Raw genomic sequence first — 16,442 nt, 5'->3', positions numbered from 1 at the left:
CACTATAAATCTAATTTATATCCTATTCCTCTAATTGTTTTTATAGCATTTTTTCCAATTTTTTTTCTAAGATTTTTTATATGAGTATCTATTGTCCTATCATCTCCAAGGAAATCATATCCCCACACTTCATTTAAAAGTTTTTCTCTACTCAATGCTATCTTATTATTTTTTATAAGATATACTAATAAATCATACTCTTTTGGTGCTAGTTCTATTTCACCTTTTGAATTACTAACACTATGTGAAGTATCATTTATTACTAAATCTCCTATCTCTATTATAGATTCCACCATATTATTAGTCTTTCTTAATAAAGACTTTACTCTAGCTAATAATACCTTATTATTAAATGGCTTAGTAATGTAGTCATCAGCTCCCATTTCAAACCCAAATACTTCATCTTCACTATCATCTCTAGCTGTCAACATAATAACTGGTGTCTCTGTATATTTTTTTATCTCTCTTAAAATACTCCATCCATCTTTTTTAGGTAACATTACATCTAGTATTACCAAGTCAAAAGGTTTTTCATAAAAAAGTTTTAATCCCTTTTCTCCATCCTCTGCTTCACTTACTTCATATCCCTCTTTTACTAGATACATTCTCAAAATGTTTCTTATCTGCTCTTCATCATCAACAATTAGTATTCTCTTCATATAAAACCCCTCCAAACCTTAATTTCTTTATTCACGACTTAGTATATATGATGAATGTGAACAAAATATGAATAACTATTGATATGAATATTATATTTTATTACACTTAACTTGTCCAGTCTTTCAACATTTTTTATTCTTTTTTCCCTTCATATGTTATAATAAATTATATAAAAAATAAAAGGGGAATTTATTATGAAGCTATACAAACAAGTTCAATTAAACTATTTTTTTAAAATATCTACACATGCTTTTTTATTATCTATTCTTTTTTCCATATTAGCACTTTGGTTCAATGATATAAAAATAACTATCTCTATACTATTTTCAAGTAGTATAAAGGTATTTTTAGGAATTTTACCTATTATATTTTTAAAGCAAAAAAACTTTCTGTTTAAAGATGGTCCTTTAAAATCTAGTTGCCTTATCCTATATTATCTCCTTATTGTACCTATTGTAGATATTTTTTTAGAACTTTCTGAAATAGACAAAGAGTTAAAATATTTTTTTTACTTTCTATCTTTTATAAACGTATTACTTTTAATAACTTCACATATAATGTTACTAAAATATGTTTTTACTGACTTTTTTAAAAGAAAAAGGCAGATTGTTCCCAATGATATTACTATCATTATCACTACGTATATTACTCTTGCTATAAGTTTTGGTTTAGTTTACACCATTATAAGTTTTTTCAGTGATGATATAGCTTTTAATAATATTCCTAAAACATTAGAAGAGTTTGAATTTTACTTTAGACACATATACTTTAGCTTTATTACTATTACAACTATTGGCTATGGAGATATATATCCTCTTACTACCATTGGACAATTTCTTGTTATGATAGAAGTTATTACTGGAATGATTTTAACTAATGTTATCCTTGGATTAGTCATAGGCTCTGGTATTTTTTACTTTAAAAATAGATAATTTTTTATATACATATAAAAAGAGCACTTCTCATAAAGATAAGTGCTCTTTTAGTTTAATTTTTTTACTCTTACATTAAACTTTTAACATGATCTACTCTACTTTTAGCCTCTACCTTTTGCATTACATAGTTATTTGGATACATACTTTCTACATTTCTTAATATTCCCTCTTTCTCCTCTGTTGGAATATCAGAGTTATTTATATAATCCACCATCTCTATATAAGCCTTTCTTTGCATATTTGCATATTGATTTCTTTGTGAAAAATCAGAATCTTGATAGAATTTATTTATATTTCTTTCTACCTCTATTGGAACTATTGTATCACTGCTTGCATATGCCATAGCTGATAATAGTACTCCTACTAATAATATACTCTTTTTCATAAAAATTACCTCCTATATCTATTCTATATGTTTTAATTCTATCCCAAAATATTATTATTTTTATGAAGTAATTCTGTCTTTTTATTCTAATTATTTAATATTATCCACCACATAAATAACATATTTTTAAATTGAAAATATATAGAAAAAGAGCCCTAACAAAATTGTTAGGACTCTTTTTAAAGATAAGTTTTATAAATTAATCATTCTTACTACCAATTATTAAAATGTTGTTTTGAATCCTGCCCAAGCAGTTGGTTGCCATCTCCAGTTAGATGCTGAGTGTCCATTATCAACTGTCCAGTCTCTATACTCTGCTCCAGCTGCTGCATATACAGTCATATTTTCTGTTACAGCATAGTTAGCTTGAAGATATGGTAATGCATATAGAGAATATTTACTATCATCTGTTCCTAAATTATCTCCATCAGCTGATCCAAATTTTTTCTCTTGAGACCAAGTATAAGGATCATAACCTCCTTCAAATCCAAAGTCTAGAGAGAAGTTTCCATTTGTATAAAGATTAGTTGTATTATAGATATAGAATTCCATATCTATTGTAAAGTTTTTATCCTCCATATCATTTCCATTATTAAAAGCTTGATCTTGTCCATAGAAGTTTTGAGTAAAGTATAAGTTAAACTCTGTTGAGAATCCCCATGGTAATGTATGCCAAGTATATACATCAAATCCTACTTGATTTGAATAGTCAGAACTGTTATCATCAGACCAAGTATATCCTACTTTTGGAGCTACTACAAAGTAATCAGTTTTGAACATATCATTGTTAAACATATAATCAGCAAAATCAAATCTTGCTTGATACTCTACATTTTGATTAGTATCATCAGCATTATTTTGATAGTGTACTCTTGATGTTAAATCAACTTTAGAATCTCCTAAATATCCATGATCATAGAAATATCTTAATCTTGTTTCAGTATTATTTTGATATTTAGTATCTCCTTCTTCCTTATTTTCATCTAGCGTATTATATCCTCTAATTCTCCATTCTAAATTTTGTTTTTCAGTCATATTGATATTACCTTGGAATTGAATTCTTGAATATTTATTATTTTTATTCCAAGCATCTGTAGTTGGAGCTGTTCTTTCGTTTCCTTCAGTATCTCCATAGTATCTGTATTGTAAATCTACATAACCATTAGGTCTGAATCCTTCTTCTTTGTCTCTATAGACAATAACTTCTTTTTCTACAATTTGTACTGGAGCTTCTTCTACTACTACTGGAGCTGGTACAACTTCTTTTGCTTGTGCCATAGCTGCAACTGCTAAAAATGCACCTACTAATAACATTGATTTTTTCATAAAAATACCCCCTAGTATTTATTTATAATAAACTGCTAAACAGTTATTGACATTGAAGATGATAACCTTAATTTTGGGAGAATATAGATTATCATCTTGTGGATTTTGGTTAAGATAATTATTATAAGGATTAGCACACTTATAACCTTTTTCTATGATTGTAGTATATACCCTAGTATTGATATTTTTATGTAATTAACTTGTATTTTTTTGTTTTTTCCAACTTTTTAATTTCATAATTTCATCATCTTTTTCATAATAAAATTTCTATATTTTTTCTGACATACTTAGGACACAATAAAATAGTATCCTTTTCTTATAATAAATACAGAAGGGAAAAAACATGAAAAAATTATTTTTAATTACTATTTTATCTATTAATTCTATTTTATCATTTGGAGATTACTTAGATACTCCAAATTATAAATATTTAAAAACATTTTTAAAAGAGGAACAACAAGATATTTTTAATAATCTTATGAAGGATTTGGATTTTACTATCACTAGTTTAGAGCAGAAAATTAATGATTCTAAAAATGAAAAAGAAAAACAAAATTTAGAAACTAAATTGAATGAAGCAATAAGAGAAAAAGAAAAATTAGTGAAAAACCTTAATATAAATATAATTAAATATCCAAAACGTTATACAGAAAAAGCTTTAGAATTAAATAAAAATATAAATGAACTTATTAGCTCTTATTCAGAAAAGGAGGAAAAATAAATGCTTTTACTTATTATCATATTATTATTCTTTATTCTTTTTAGAAAAAAATGTTCATGTGAAAATTCCACCTCAAATAGTAACATCCTTTGGATTATACTAATTATCATAATAATACTTTATTTAGTAGAACATTTTTTCCATATTCCACTACCATTTTTACACAGATTACATTTTCATCATTTCCCAAGATTTTTTTAAAACAATATAAAAACTACACCTTTTATCTTAATCTAGATAAAAAGTGTAGTTCTTTTTATTTGTTATATTATATAGGGTAGCTATTTATCTTTTTCAGACATTATAGCCCCAACTCCAGCTCCTAAACCAGCTCCAATTACAGTACTTGTACCACTGCCACCAATAACATGTCCAGCAACAGCTCCAACAGCTGCTCCTGTTGCTACATTTTTCTCAGTACGTGTACATGCAGTTATTCCTAACAATGCTACTAAAATTCCCAAAACTATTAATGTCTTCTTCATAGAAACTACCTCCTTCTCTAGTTTTATTTCTTAATATATTATACAATATATTCCTAGAAAGTAAATAGTCTCCACTTAATAACTCAAAACTATTAATATTCTTAAGATAATTTTTTAGTCATTATCTCTGTAACTAAAGTAGGATTTGCCTTTCCTTTAGAAAGTTTCATTACTTGCCCTATTAGCCCTTTAATTACTCTTGGCTTTCTTCCTTCGTCAGAGTTTTTATAATCCTCTACCATCTTAGGATTATTAGCTATTACCTCATCTACCATAGCTTCAATAGCACCAGTATCTGCTACTTGCACCATTCCTTTTTCTTTTACAATTACTTCAGGAGCTCTCTCATCAGTAAGTTTTATCTCAAATAACTCCTTAGCTATCTTAGTAGAGATAGTTCCTTTCTCTATAAGAGCTATTATCTCTCCTAGATGCTCAGCAGATATAGAGAATTTTTCTATATCTATATTTTTCTCTTTTAATATTCTCATAACATCTGTCATTATCCAGTTAGCACTTAGTTTTCCATTTCCAGAAGTTTTAGCAACTTTCTCAAAATAATCAGCTAACTCTATATCTTCACATAGAATATTAGCATCATATTCAGGTAATCCATAGTCATTTATAAATCTAGCTAACTTTTCAACTTTAGATTCTGGCATAGTTTGTCTAATAGCTTCTATCTCTTCATCTGTGATAACAAGTTTTAATAAGTCTGGCTCTGGGAAATATCTGTAGTCCATAGCCTCCTCTTTACTTCTCATTACCTTTGTAGTTTGAGTTTCTTCGTCCCAAAGTCTTGTTTCTTGGTCTATTTTTCCACCATTCTCAATAGTTTCTATCTGTCTACTTATTTCATAATCAATAGCTCTAGCAACAGCTTTAAATGAGTTTAGATTTTTTACCTCTACTCTTGTTCCAAAAACTTTTGATCCTTTTTCCATTACAGATATATTAGCATCACATCTAAGTGAACCTAATTCCATTGATACATCACTGATACCAGTATATTTTATTACACTCTTTAAAGTATTAAGATACTCATAAGCCTCTTCAGAACTTCTCATATCTGGCTCTGATATTATCTCTATTAATGGTATAGATGCTCTATTGAAATTTATTAGTGACTCATGCTCAGCATGTATAGATTTTGCAGCATCTTCCTCTATTTGTAATTTTGTAATTCCTACTTTTACCATTCTTCCAGAATTTAATTTAAACTCTAGATATCCTTTTCCAGCATAAGAGTTATCAAATTGAGTAATTTGATAGTTCTTTGGAGTATCTGGATAGAAATAGTTTTTTCTATCAAAACTACTCTCATTATTTATTTTACAATTAAGAGCAAGTCCAGCTTTTACTGCATACTCTACTACTTTTTTATTTAGTTTTGGCAATGCCCCTGGGTGTCCTAAACAGATAGGACAAGTATGTGTATTTGCTTCAGCATTGTCATAGTCAGCACTACAACCACACCAAACCTTTGTTCCAGTTTTTAATTGTAGGTGGACCTCAAGCCCGATTACTGATTCCCATTCTCTCATATCTTTTCTCCTTTTCTCCTAGTCTAATTCAGGAAGCTCCCATTCTCCTCTTACTTTTTCAAAAGCTGAACCAGCTTTAATTAAATCTCCCTCTCCAAAAGGTTTTCCTAGTAGTTGAATACCTACTGGTAATCCTTGTGCTTTTCCAGCTGGAATAGAGATTCCAGGTATACCAGCAAGGTTAGCAGAGATTGTAAAAATATCTTCTAAATATAACTCTATTGGAGTCTTTTTATCATCTAATCTAAAAGCTGTACTTGGAGATACTGGAGTAAATATTACATCTACATTTTCAAATGCTCTATCAAAATCCTCTTTTATTTTAGCTCTTACCTTTTGAGCTTTCTTAAAGTATGCATCATAGAAACCAGCACTTAAAACATAAGTTCCTATCATTATTCTTCTTTTTACTTCATCTCCAAATCCTTCGCTTCTTGAGTTTACGTATAGGTCATTGATGTTTTGGATATTTTTACTTCTATATCCATATCTTACACCATCAAATCTAGCAAGGTTAGAACTTGCTTCTGCTGGAGCTATTACATAGTAAGTAGGTACAGCATATTTTGTATGTGGTAGAGATATCTCTACTATCTCAGCTCCCAAAGTGATAAATTTCTCTATTGCATCTTCCATTATTTGTCTTACTTCTGGATTTATTCCATCTATAAAGTACTCCTTAGGTACTCCTATTTTCATTCCTCTTATATCTTGATTTAAAAATTTTGTATAATCAGGTACTTCACAATTTACAACAGTAGCATCATAGTCATCTGCCCCAGCTATTACATTCATAGTTAGAGCAATATCTTCTACTGATTTAGCCATAGGTCCTATTTGATCAAGAGATGAAGCAAAGGCAATAAGTCCATATCTTGATACTCTTCCATATGTAGGTTTCATTCCTACTACTCCACAGAATGAAGCTGGTTGTCTAATACTTCCTCCTGTATCTGAACCTAAAGATATGTATACCTCTTGAGCGGCTATTGAAGCTGCTGCTCCTCCACTACTTCCTCCAGGAACTCTTGTAGCATCCCAAGGATTTTTAGTTAAATGGTGGAAAGATGTCTTTGTTGTACTTCCCATAGCAAACTCATCCATATTAGTAATTCCAATTATTATAGCATCTGCCTCTTTTAGTTTTTTTACAGCAGTTGCATCATAGATTCCTTCATAGTTTCCCAATATTTTTGAACAAGCAGTAGTGATATCTCCCTTTGATACCATATTATCTTTTATAGCCACAGGTACTCCAGCCAATGCTCCTACTTTTTCTCCTCTAGCTATTTTCTCATCTAATATTCTAGCTTCTTCAAGAGCTTTTTCTTTTCTTAAATGTACAAAACTTCCTACTTTTCCCTCTACTTTTTCTATTCTTTCAAAAGTTTCTTTTACTAACTCTTCTACTTTAACCTCTTTATTTAAGATTTTTTCTCTTATCTCAGAGGCAGTTAATTTATATAAGTTTTTCATATAGAAAAATTCCTCCTTAATATTTTCTCTACTCTCCTACAACTTTTGGAACTATAATAGCACCATCTTCTCCATCTGGAGCATTTTTTAGTGCCTCTTCCACAGTAAGTGATTCTCTTACACTGTCATCTCTTAAGTTATTTACGTGAGAGTTTACCTGTGATAGTGCTGATACCTCTTCAGTTTCTACTTCATTTAACATATCAATATACCCAAGAATATCATTTAATTCCACTTGGAATTTTTCAATCTCTTCAGGTTGAAATTTTAATCTAGCAAGCTTTGCTATTTTTAAAACCTCTTCTCTTGTTAGTGCCATCTTTTTCCTCCCTTTAATTCTCTATTCAAGAATAACTTTCTTTATAAAAGAAAATTAAGAATTGCTCCATATTCCAAGAAGTTGATTAACTATGGCTTATCTCACTAAAAATGCAAGGGTTAAGTCTTTGACTTATTGCATTTTTTAGCGTTCGATTTCGCTGAGTTAATCTAACTCCTCTCCATAAATTTCACAATTCTTAGAATTTTCTTAGTTAAAAAGTGAATCTTCGTTATTCTGAATTATCCTTAAATATTTCATTTAATTATACCATACTTTTATAAATTTGCTAATAATTTTATAATGAGTATAAATATTTTACTTCACTCTCTGTAAGCTCTCTATACTCTCCTACCTTTAATTTTCCTAAAGATAATTTTCCTATTCTCTCACGTCTTAATACAAGTACAGGAGTATTTACAGCTTCTAACATTCTTCTTACCTGTCTATTTCTTCCCTCTCTAATAGATACCATAAGTTCACTTTTACCTCTCTCTCTAGAGATAAGTTTTACATAGGCAGGAAGAGTAATTCCATCTTCTAACTCCACTCCATCTTCTAATTTTTTTATAGAGCTATCTTTTATCTCTCCAAGTACCTTTACATAGTACTCCTTATATACTTCTGAACGAGGATGTATCACTCTATTAAAAAGCTCTCCATCATTTGTAAGTAGTATAAGTCCTGTTGTATTATAGTCTAATCTTCCTATTGGAAAAATTCTCTCTTTACATTTTACTATATCCACTACTGTTTTTCTTCCTCTATCATCTTTTGCAGAGCTAAGTACTTCTAAAGGTTTATTTAACATATAGTATACTTTTTTCTCTATATCTTTAGAGATTTTTTTCCCTTTTACCTCTATTATATCCTTATCAGTTACCTTTACTCCAGCACTGATTACCTCTCCATTTACTCTTATTTTTCCCTCTTCTATAAGCTTGTCTATCTCTCTTCTTGAGCCTACACCTAAAGAAGCAAGGTACTTATTTATTCTAATCTCTTCCATCTTCGCTACTTCCTTTTACTTCAAAATAGTTAGGTAACTCCTCTATACTTCTTATTCCAATATAACTTAAAAATTTATCAGTTACCTCATATAGATTTGGTCTACCAACTGCCTCTTTTTTCCCACAAACCCTAACAAATTTTTTCTCTTCTAAGTTTTGAATAATTCTATCTACAGACACCCCTCTTATAGCTTCTATCTCACCTTTAGTTATAGGTTGACGATAAGCTATTATAGAGAGAGTTTCTAGTGCTGCTCCTGAAAGTTTTTTAGGCTTACTCTCCTGCTGGAAAAAATCATTGATTATCTCTCCACAGATGGGATTTGTAGCAAGGCTTACTACCTCTCCATCAATCTCTATATTTATTCCTGTTTCCCTTCTATCATTTTTTAATTCTTCTAAGATTTTCAACATCTCTTCTAATGGTATAGAGAAAAATTTACAAAGCTCTCTTATCTTTACTTCATCTCCACCTAAAAGTAAAATTGCTTCTATCTTATTTTTAATTTCCATATCTCTCCTTATTCTCTGCTGCTATAAAATAAAGATACAGTAACTCTCCATAGATTCCAGCTGGATTATCTTTGTCTGGATAAATATCTGGTATTATATAGTAGTCATTTCTTCTAATATAAGTTTCTAAGTTAGCAAATAAAACATTTGCTAAATCTCTCTCTCCATTTTCATATAATTTTATTATAAAATCTAAATTATAACCTAAATCTATTCTCTCTTCTCCTTTAGGTTTTAATAATCCATAAAATCTATTATAATACTTTTTATAATCCTCTTTAAGAATTTTTAATTGCTTTTCCTTTGGAAGAAAACTCATAAATCTTATATTTTTATAATAGCTCTCACTAGATTCCTTTCTTATTTTCAAGCCATCATCTAACACATAGTTTCTATTGATATAATTTAGTAACAATTTTTTCTTAGCTAATATAAAATCTCTCTTTTCAGCAAATTCAGGTCTATTTTCTATATTATTTATCAACTCATAATACCAATAATAGTTATTTATATTATCCCTTATATTAATAATCTCTTCATTTTCCTCTTCTAAATATCCCAATATTGATTCTACTTCTGGAATTATTTTCTCATTTAAAAGTTTTGGAGCTAAATAATCTCCACTTACATTTAAATATTTAAAAAGGAAAGTATAATAAACAACTTTTTGATTTTCGCTTTTTTTACTATATAAATCTTCTAAAAACTTACTAGGATTAAAATTTTTATCATATTTACTAGTTAAGTAATATAGCTTCATCTTAGTATTTAAACTCTCATCACTTGTATTATAAGAGATTTGATTAGGAATAACTGCTCTTGAAACCATTACCTCTAAATTTCTTAGCTGGTTAAAAAAGTTATTTCTTCTATCTAAAAACTTTATATTACTATTTACATTTTCCCAATATGCTAACTCTTTAGATAAGACCTCAGTTCCTTCCTCTTTTTTATCTTCTTCAAAATCTCTATAAAATTTTACTACAAACTCTATCGGCTTATTATAATCTACATTATGAATAATATAGTACATATTATCATCTTGATATTTTTTAATTTTTCCTTCAACTTTTTCTAACATCAATTCTTCTATGACAGAATCTCGTGCTATATAAGTCTCTCCCTTATAGTTTTCCGATTTGAAGTAAAATCTATCATATCCATATGAGTCCTTACTCTCATTATACTCAACATATTTATTATCATATTGTGGTGCTATTCTAAAAGCAAAATCAACCTTTCTATTATCCTTTAGAAAATTTACAAATTCCACTACAAAATACAATTTATCTTTTTCTATCATAGATGGAATTATATTTACTGTAAGATATTTTCCATCTATGTTATAGTTTAATTTTAATATATTAGTCTGTGGTATCAGATTAGCACTTTCAAAATATTTATTAACTGAGATGACTTTCTCTCCATCTAATATCAACTTTCCCTCTATTCTTGATATATCTATCCCTTGGAAAATATCTCCTCTCATATAATGAATACTATTATAACTTTTATCATAAAAAAGAACTATCTCACTATTACTAATGAGATAGTTAGCATATGAAAAAATATGAATTATCATAAATAATATTATAAATTTTTTCATATATTCCCTCTTTCTAAAATTAATAATCACTCTCTGGAGAGATTAATACTTTCTTATAAACATCAAAATTCTTAAGTAGTACTTGTATTCCATTTATTACAGAATTTAATGGATCTTCTGACACAGTTACATTTAGATTTAAATTTTCAGATATTTTCTTATCTATACCTCTTAAAAGAGCCCCTCCTCCTGTTATATAAAGTCCTTTTCTTTTAATATCTGAAGATAATTCTGGTGGAGTTTTTTCTAATATTACTTTTACCTCTTCTATTATTTGTTGAACTAAATCTCCAAGAGCTTCTACTATCTCAGAGGAACAGATTTTTATATCTCTAGGAAGTCCATTTAAAGCATTTCTTCCACTTATCTCAATACACTCTTCCTCTTCTAAATCCATAACAGCTCCTATTTTTTTCTTTATCTCCTCAGCTGTTCTCTCTCCTATTAATAAATTATGTTTTTGTCTTACATAATCTATAATTGTAGTATCAAATCTATCTCCTGCCACTCTAAATGATGAAGTTTTTACTATTCCTCCTAAAGATATTACAGCTATTTCAGAAGTTCCTCCTCCTATATCAATGATAAGATTTCCCTCTGGTTCAAATATATTTAATCCTATTCCAATAGCTGCTGCCATAGGCTCCTCTATCAAGTACGCTTCTCTTGCTCCTGCTTCTCTAGTTACATCTATAACAGCTCTCTTTTCTACTTGAGTTACTCCAGCAGGTACACAGATTATTACTCTTGGGCTTGCTAACCCTTTTTTAGGATTTGCTTTCTTTAAAAAATTTCTTATCATTCTTTCAGTAACTTCATAATCAGCAATAACTCCATTTTTTAAAGGTCTTATTGTCTGAATATTTCCAGGTGTTCTACCAAGCATAAGTTTTGCTCTCTCTCCCACTTCAAATACATCTTTTGTTTTTAGATTTAAAGCTACTACTGAAGGCTCATTTAAGATTACCCCTTTATTTTTTACACAGATCAATGTATTTGATGTCCCTAAGTCTATTCCTAAATCCTCTGAAAATATTCCTAAAAATTTATTAATTATCTTTTTCATTTTTCACCTCTGACTATATTCTTTCAATATCTTTTAGTTTTATTCCTAATTCATTTAATCTTTCCATAAATCTTTCTATTGGAAATCCCATTACAGTAAAGAAATCCCCCTCTATCTTTTCTACAAATATTGAACCTTTATCCTGTATCCCATAAGCTCCAGCTTTATCCATAGGCTCTTTACTAGCTATATACCATTCTATCATCTCTGAAGATAGCTCTTTAAAGTAAACCTTTGTAATAGCCACATCTTTTATACAGATATCTTTAGATTTATTTATAAAAGAAAATGCTGTTATTACATTATGACTTCTATTTGACAACCTTTGTAATATTTTTTTAGCTTCCTCTTCATCTTTAGGTTTTCCTATTATATCTCCATCTACCTCTACTATAGTATCTGCTCCTACTACATACTCATTTGGATATTTTTTTGCTACAGCTTCCACTTTTTTATAAGCAATATCTTTTATCTTTTCTACAACCTCTACCTTATCACTTACTTCTTCTATATCTTCACTTTTTATCACTAAATTAAAACCTATATTTTCTAGTATCTCTTTTCTCCTTGGAGATTTAGATGCCAATATCATCCTTTTCTTCCTCCCTTGCTTGTCTCTCTTTTTCCTCTATCCATTTTATTATTCTCTCTTGCTCTTCTAATGCTTCTCTATTTCTTTTTATCTCTCTTCTTTCCTTTTCAGCCATTATTATTTTTCCAATAATTTTTCTAATAGTTTTTGCCCCTATAAAGAAAAATGAGATAAAAGCCAATAAGTAAAAAGCTACATATAGATATAAAAAATAAAATTTGCTTATTAAGATATCAAAAAGAAATGTAAGTATAAGTCCAAATTTTTTCTGATAAAAAATTATCTCTATACTCTTTGCTAAAAGTTTTTCATCTGCTAACTCTTTTTTCAGTGGAATATTTAAGTTGTACATAAAATATAGAAATATACAACTTATTACTAAAATACAGAAGAAAAATTTTCTTGTACTGTACACCATTTTTTTTCTACTACATCTTATAAAATAAGAGTAAAAATCTAACAACACCAAAAATAATATGAAAAAGAAACTTATTCCAAAATATGTTTCTATAAATTTATACAAACCTATATGTTTTAAATAGCTATCATAAAAATAACCAATAACTAAATATATAAACATATATACATAAATAAACCTCAACTGAATTAAAATAGAAAATTTCCTCATTTCTACCTCTTTTAATTTTTACTATACATCATATTGTATCATAGAGAATAATTGATTTCAATATAAAATAAAAATGGACTTCCCATTATTTTATAAAAAATAACAATGAAATCCATTTTTCTATTTTAGCTATAATTTATCTATAATAATCTTGCAGCTATCTCTGCTATTTCAGACCTCTCTCCTTTTTTCAAAGTGATGTGCCCTACTATCTTTTCAAATTTTAATTTGTCAGCCATATAAGTAAGTCCGTTAGTATTAGCATCTAGGTATGGGTTATCTATCTGTTGAGGGTCTCCTGTAAATATTATCTTAGTATCTTGCCCAGCTCTAGTTACTATTGTTTTTATCTCCAATGGTGTCAAGTTTTGAGCCTCATCTATGATAATTAATCCCTTAGGTATACTTCTACCTCTTATATATGTAAGTGGCTCTATCTTCATCATACCCATAGACTCTAATCCCTCTACTACCTTTTCTCCAGCCCTATCCTCTTTAGCTTCACTCAAGAAATCTATATTGTCAAAAATCGGTTGCATCCACGGTTTTAACTTCTCTTTTTCACTTCCTGGAAGGTATCCCAAGTCTTTTCCCATAGGTATAATAGGTCTAGCTATTAAAATCTTTTTATATCTTTTTTTCTCTACTACAAGCTCTAGTCCAGCAGCAATAGCTAGAAGTGTCTTACCAGTTCCTGCTCCTCCTACCAATGTAACTACTTTTACACTGTCGTCCATAAGCAGTTCCATAGCAAATCTCTGCTCATCATTTCTAGCTCTAAGCCCCCAAGCTTGTCCATCTCCTAGAATAAATTTTTTGATTTTTCCCTCTATATATCTACCACATAAAATATTATCTTTATACTTTAATTTGAAAAAACAGTTTGGTGTTGGTAAAATATCCTCTCTTTTTAAATCAGTAAAATCTATCTTACCATCTTTATCAAATTTATCATAGAGCTTTTTATCTACATCTACTTCAAAAAATCCATCATATAACTCGTTATACTCTACTCTATCAGTGTTGTAGTCCTCTACTTCAAGCCCTAATGAATCTGCTTTTATCCTCATATTTATATCTTTAGTTACTATTATTACTCTTCTGTCTGGATTCTCTTTTTTTATTCCCAATGTTACAGAGATAATATTGTTATCCATTACATCTTTACTTAGATTAGCTGGTAATAGACTTCTATCATTTTTTATCTCTACTTTGAAAAAAATATCTTGTGGAAGTTCTACACCTTTAGCTAAACTTCCTTTATTTCTTATCTCATCTAAGACTCTTGAAGCCATTCTTGCCTGTATAGCAGTATTTTGATTTCTTTTTAATTTGTCAATTTCCTCTACTACATATATAGGGAGAATAACATCATTTCCTCTAAAATTATAGATACACTTAGGGTCGTGGATAAGAATATTAGTATCTAACACAAAAATCTTTCTCATATGAATCAACTCCTTTGAGTAATAAAGTCCAAGTGTGCTATATTTATATCTTCGAGAAAAATCTTAAATTTCCTTCTTTAAATTGATATTATTTCTTTAAAACTCTCTTTATTACCTCAAGAGCAGCTACTGTTCCCTCTGCAGCTGCCACTGTAACCTGTCTTACAACTCCACTTCTAATATCCCCTGCAGCATACATTCCCTCTACATTCATTTTCATATCTGCTCCAGTTATTATATATCCCTCTTTATCTAATTTTGCAAACTCTCCATACATCTCTGTATTATTTTTTGTTCCAAGATATAGGAAAGCAAAGTCAGATTTATAAGTCTTTTCCTCTCCCTTTTCTTCTACTAATAACTCCTCTACATACTCTTTTCCTCTTATCTCAAGAAGTTTTACTCCTGTGATTATCTCCACTTTTTCAGAAGAAGTAAGAGCTTCATAACTCTCTTTACTACATTTAAACTCATCTTCTGTTACCATAACTCTTATATGTTTAGAAAACTTTGTTAAAAATAGAGCTTCCTCTGCTAACTCCTCTCCCTGTCCTATAAGAGATACAGTCATAAACTTTGTAAATGCTCCATCACAAGTAGCACAGTAAGAAACACCTTTACCTAGTAACTCTTTCTCTCCTTTAATCTTTTTAACAAAACTTTTTCCTGTTCCAGTAGCAACAATTATATTTTTTCCTTTAAAATTTCCAGCATCAGTTTTTACTATTTTTACCTCTTCATATGGATCAAATCCTAAAAGTGTTCCCTCTACAAACTCAGCTCCAAATTTTTTAGCTTGTTCTTTCATAAGATTATTTAACTCTGTTCCTGTTAATCCCTCTGGAAATCCTGGATAGTTATCTATCTTATGAGCCATATATAAACTTCCCATTCCAGCTTTTTCTATTACCAATGTAGATAATTTTGCTCTTCCTGTATATAATCCAGCTGTAAGTCCTGCTGGTCCTCCTCCTACTATTATTACATCATATATCTTTTCCATATTTTCACCTCTTATATCATTCCTTGCATAGTTAAAAATGCCTTTTCTTCTCCAATAGTTGTAACTTCACTATGTCCACTATATACCTTTGTATCCTCTGGTAGCTCTGTACAAAGTTTTCTCAAACTATTAAATAACATTGTTCCATCACTTGTAGGTAAGTCATATCTTCCAAAACTTCTTTTAAACATTGTATCTCCAGATATCAATATCTTACTTTCTGGATTGTAGAAGCACTTAGATCCTATTGTATGACCTGGAGTATCTAAAACTTTAAACTCCCCTACCATATCTCCCTCTTTTACTGTTACATAATCTCCATCATAAGTAAATCCTATTCCATTGATGTACTTCATAAGATTTAATTCTTGCTCAGTTAAAAAACTTTCTTCCTCTTTTCCTATGTATACAGTTACTTCTGGATATAACTCCTTTACTCTATTAAGACCTGCTATATGATCTCCATGTCCATGAGTTAATACCATATATTTTAAAGTAAGTCCATGAGTTTTTATAAAAGTTTCTACTCTTCCTATATTTTCTCCACCACAATCAAAAAGATATGCTTCATTTTTATCATTCCATACTAAATAACAATTTGTCATTAAACTTCCTAAATAAAAAGTTTGTATCTTCATTTTTTCCTCCAATTCATCTTCTTTATTGTCTACATAAATATTATACTTTACCTCTTCTCTCTTGTCAAAATATTACTGATAATTTTC

Annotated in this window: 18 protein-coding genes; 2 read left to right on the top strand and 16 right to left on the bottom strand. The window is 29.3% G+C overall.

Translation table 11 applies throughout. From position 1 onward, the window contains the following. Nucleotides 1-2: 2 nt before the first annotated feature. A complete protein-coding gene (locus tag FMAG_RS10875; protein ID WP_005886643.1) occupies nt 3-659 on the bottom strand; it encodes a response regulator transcription factor in 657 nt (218 codons plus the stop codon). Between the two features lie 195 nt (nt 660-854). Between FMAG_RS10875 and FMAG_RS10870 the strand changes: the two genes are divergently transcribed. Then, nucleotides 855-1,592, top strand: a complete 738-nt coding sequence (locus FMAG_RS10870; RefSeq protein WP_005886642.1) for a potassium channel family protein — start codon at nt 855-857, stop codon at nt 1,590-1,592. A 70-nt stretch (nt 1,593-1,662) separates the two neighbouring features. On the opposite strand, the gene FMAG_RS10865 is transcribed toward FMAG_RS10870, so the two are convergent. Beyond that, the gene (locus tag FMAG_RS10865; RefSeq protein WP_005886641.1) at nt 1,663-1,980 is read right to left on the bottom strand and encodes a hypothetical protein; all 318 of its coding nucleotides are present in this window, start codon (nt 1,978-1,980) and stop codon (nt 1,663-1,665) included. Between the two features lie 222 nt (nt 1,981-2,202). Further along, on the bottom strand, nt 2,203-3,306 hold the full coding sequence (gene fomA, locus FMAG_RS10860) for a major outer membrane protein FomA (protein ID WP_005886640.1): 1,104 nt from the start codon (nt 3,304-3,306) through the stop codon (nt 2,203-2,205). A 343-nt stretch (nt 3,307-3,649) separates the two neighbouring features. Here fomA and FMAG_RS10855 point away from each other — a divergent pair, with 343 nt between their 5' ends. Next, the gene (locus FMAG_RS10855; protein WP_005886638.1) at nt 3,650-4,027 is read left to right on the top strand and encodes a hypothetical protein; all 378 of its coding nucleotides are present in this window, start codon (nt 3,650-3,652) and stop codon (nt 4,025-4,027) included. A gap of 281 nt (nt 4,028-4,308) precedes the next feature. Here the strand turns inward: FMAG_RS10855 and FMAG_RS10850 are convergent, their stop codons facing one another. From FMAG_RS10850 to FMAG_RS10790, 13 genes are all read right to left on the bottom strand, one after another. Next, complete coding sequence (locus FMAG_RS10850) at nt 4,309-4,512, bottom strand: YMGG-like glycine zipper-containing protein (protein ID WP_005886636.1); 204 nt, start codon at nt 4,510-4,512, stop codon at nt 4,309-4,311. A 101-nt stretch (nt 4,513-4,613) separates the two neighbouring features. After that, entirely contained in the window at nt 4,614-6,056 is a 1,443-nt protein-coding gene (gatB, locus tag FMAG_RS10845; RefSeq protein WP_005886634.1) for an Asp-tRNA(Asn)/Glu-tRNA(Gln) amidotransferase subunit GatB, read from the bottom strand. A gap of 18 nt (nt 6,057-6,074) precedes the next feature. Continuing rightward, complete coding sequence (gatA, locus tag FMAG_RS10840) at nt 6,075-7,532, bottom strand: Asp-tRNA(Asn)/Glu-tRNA(Gln) amidotransferase subunit GatA (protein WP_005886633.1); 1,458 nt, start codon at nt 7,530-7,532, stop codon at nt 6,075-6,077. A gap of 28 nt (nt 7,533-7,560) precedes the next feature. Next, complete coding sequence (gatC, locus tag FMAG_RS10835) at nt 7,561-7,851, bottom strand: Asp-tRNA(Asn)/Glu-tRNA(Gln) amidotransferase subunit GatC (RefSeq protein WP_005886631.1); 291 nt, start codon at nt 7,849-7,851, stop codon at nt 7,561-7,563. 298 nt (nt 7,852-8,149) lie between these two features. Continuing rightward, on the bottom strand, nt 8,150-8,860 hold the full coding sequence (locus FMAG_RS10830) for a pseudouridine synthase (protein WP_005886628.1): 711 nt from the start codon (nt 8,858-8,860) through the stop codon (nt 8,150-8,152). Beyond that, nucleotides 8,847-9,374: an SMC-Scp complex subunit ScpB gene (gene scpB, locus FMAG_RS10825; protein WP_005886626.1), complete on the bottom strand. Its 528-nt coding sequence runs from the start codon at nt 9,372-9,374 to the stop codon at nt 8,847-8,849. Before scpB ends, FMAG_RS10830 begins: the two co-directional genes overlap by 14 nt. Then, nucleotides 9,364-10,980 carry a hypothetical protein gene (locus FMAG_RS10820; RefSeq protein WP_005886624.1) on the bottom strand — a complete coding sequence of 539 codons (1,617 nt, stop codon included), beginning with the start codon at nt 10,978-10,980 and terminating at the stop codon, nt 9,364-9,366. The genes scpB and FMAG_RS10820 overlap by 11 nt, the downstream gene beginning before the upstream one ends. Nucleotides 10,981-10,999: 19 nt before the next feature. Continuing rightward, nucleotides 11,000-12,046, bottom strand: coding sequence for a rod shape-determining protein (mreB, locus tag FMAG_RS10815; protein ID WP_005886622.1), 1,047 nt, complete (start codon nt 12,044-12,046; stop codon nt 11,000-11,002). A 13-nt stretch (nt 12,047-12,059) separates the two neighbouring features. Then, nucleotides 12,060-12,638, bottom strand: a complete 579-nt coding sequence (locus tag FMAG_RS10810; protein WP_005886620.1) for a Maf family protein — start codon at nt 12,636-12,638, stop codon at nt 12,060-12,062. Further along, complete coding sequence (locus FMAG_RS13695) at nt 12,622-13,056, bottom strand: hypothetical protein (protein ID WP_187106603.1); 435 nt, start codon at nt 13,054-13,056, stop codon at nt 12,622-12,624. The genes FMAG_RS10810 and FMAG_RS13695 overlap by 17 nt, the downstream gene beginning before the upstream one ends. 350 nt (nt 13,057-13,406) lie before the next feature. Continuing rightward, a complete protein-coding gene (locus FMAG_RS10800) occupies nt 13,407-14,714 on the bottom strand; it encodes a PhoH family protein (RefSeq protein WP_005886616.1) in 1,308 nt (435 codons plus the stop codon). Between the two features lie 88 nt (nt 14,715-14,802). Continuing rightward, nucleotides 14,803-15,717: an NAD(P)/FAD-dependent oxidoreductase gene (locus FMAG_RS10795; RefSeq protein ID WP_005886614.1), complete on the bottom strand. Its 915-nt coding sequence runs from the start codon at nt 15,715-15,717 to the stop codon at nt 14,803-14,805. Between the two features lie 11 nt (nt 15,718-15,728). Next, nucleotides 15,729-16,355: an MBL fold metallo-hydrolase gene (locus FMAG_RS10790; RefSeq protein WP_005886612.1), complete on the bottom strand. Its 627-nt coding sequence runs from the start codon at nt 16,353-16,355 to the stop codon at nt 15,729-15,731. Nucleotides 16,356-16,442: the final 87 nt, after the last annotated feature.

Origin of the sequence: Fusobacterium mortiferum ATCC 9817, from assembly GCF_000158195.2 — a bacterium.
Taxonomy (GTDB): domain Bacteria; phylum Fusobacteriota; class Fusobacteriia; order Fusobacteriales; family Fusobacteriaceae; genus Fusobacterium_A; species Fusobacterium_A mortiferum.
The sequence above is the reverse complement of the archived record's forward strand: the minus strand, read 5'-3'. Positions and strand labels throughout refer to the sequence as shown.

Bases quoted from the DNA above. Each gene is read 5' to 3' on its own strand.
- FMAG_RS10875 (WP_005886643.1), bottom strand. From the start codon at position 659: ATGAAGAGAATACTAATTGTTGATGATGAAGAGCAGATAAGAAACATT.
- FMAG_RS10870 (WP_005886642.1), top strand. From the start codon at position 855: ATGAAGCTATACAAACAAGTTCAATTAAACTATTTTTTTAAAATATCT.
- FMAG_RS10865 (WP_005886641.1), bottom strand. From the start codon at position 1,980: ATGAAAAAGAGTATATTATTAGTAGGAGTACTATTATCAGCTATGGCA.
- fomA (WP_005886640.1), bottom strand. From the start codon at position 3,306: ATGAAAAAATCAATGTTATTAGTAGGTGCATTTTTAGCAGTTGCAGCT.
- FMAG_RS10855 (WP_005886638.1), top strand. From the start codon at position 3,650: ATGAAAAAATTATTTTTAATTACTATTTTATCTATTAATTCTATTTTA.
- FMAG_RS10850 (WP_005886636.1), bottom strand. From the start codon at position 4,512: ATGAAGAAGACATTAATAGTTTTGGGAATTTTAGTAGCATTGTTAGGA.
- gatB (WP_005886634.1), bottom strand. From the start codon at position 6,056: ATGAGAGAATGGGAATCAGTAATCGGGCTTGAGGTCCACCTACAATTA.
- gatA (WP_005886633.1), bottom strand. From the start codon at position 7,532: ATGAAAAACTTATATAAATTAACTGCCTCTGAGATAAGAGAAAAAATC.
- gatC (WP_005886631.1), bottom strand. From the start codon at position 7,851: ATGGCACTAACAAGAGAAGAGGTTTTAAAAATAGCAAAGCTTGCTAGA.
- FMAG_RS10830 (WP_005886628.1), bottom strand. From the start codon at position 8,860: ATGGAAGAGATTAGAATAAATAAGTACCTTGCTTCTTTAGGTGTAGGC.
- scpB (WP_005886626.1), bottom strand. From the start codon at position 9,374: ATGGAAATTAAAAATAAGATAGAAGCAATTTTACTTTTAGGTGGAGAT.
- FMAG_RS10820 (WP_005886624.1), bottom strand. From the start codon at position 10,980: ATGAAAAAATTTATAATATTATTTATGATAATTCATATTTTTTCATAT.
- mreB (WP_005886622.1), bottom strand. From the start codon at position 12,046: ATGAAAAAGATAATTAATAAATTTTTAGGAATATTTTCAGAGGATTTA.
- FMAG_RS10810 (WP_005886620.1), bottom strand. From the start codon at position 12,638: ATGATATTGGCATCTAAATCTCCAAGGAGAAAAGAGATACTAGAAAAT.
- FMAG_RS13695 (WP_187106603.1), bottom strand. From the start codon at position 13,056: ATGGTGTACAGTACAAGAAAATTTTTCTTCTGTATTTTAGTAATAAGT.
- FMAG_RS10800 (WP_005886616.1), bottom strand. From the start codon at position 14,714: ATGAGAAAGATTTTTGTGTTAGATACTAATATTCTTATCCACGACCCT.
- FMAG_RS10795 (WP_005886614.1), bottom strand. From the start codon at position 15,717: ATGGAAAAGATATATGATGTAATAATAGTAGGAGGAGGACCAGCAGGA.
- FMAG_RS10790 (WP_005886612.1), bottom strand. From the start codon at position 16,355: ATGAAGATACAAACTTTTTATTTAGGAAGTTTAATGACAAATTGTTAT.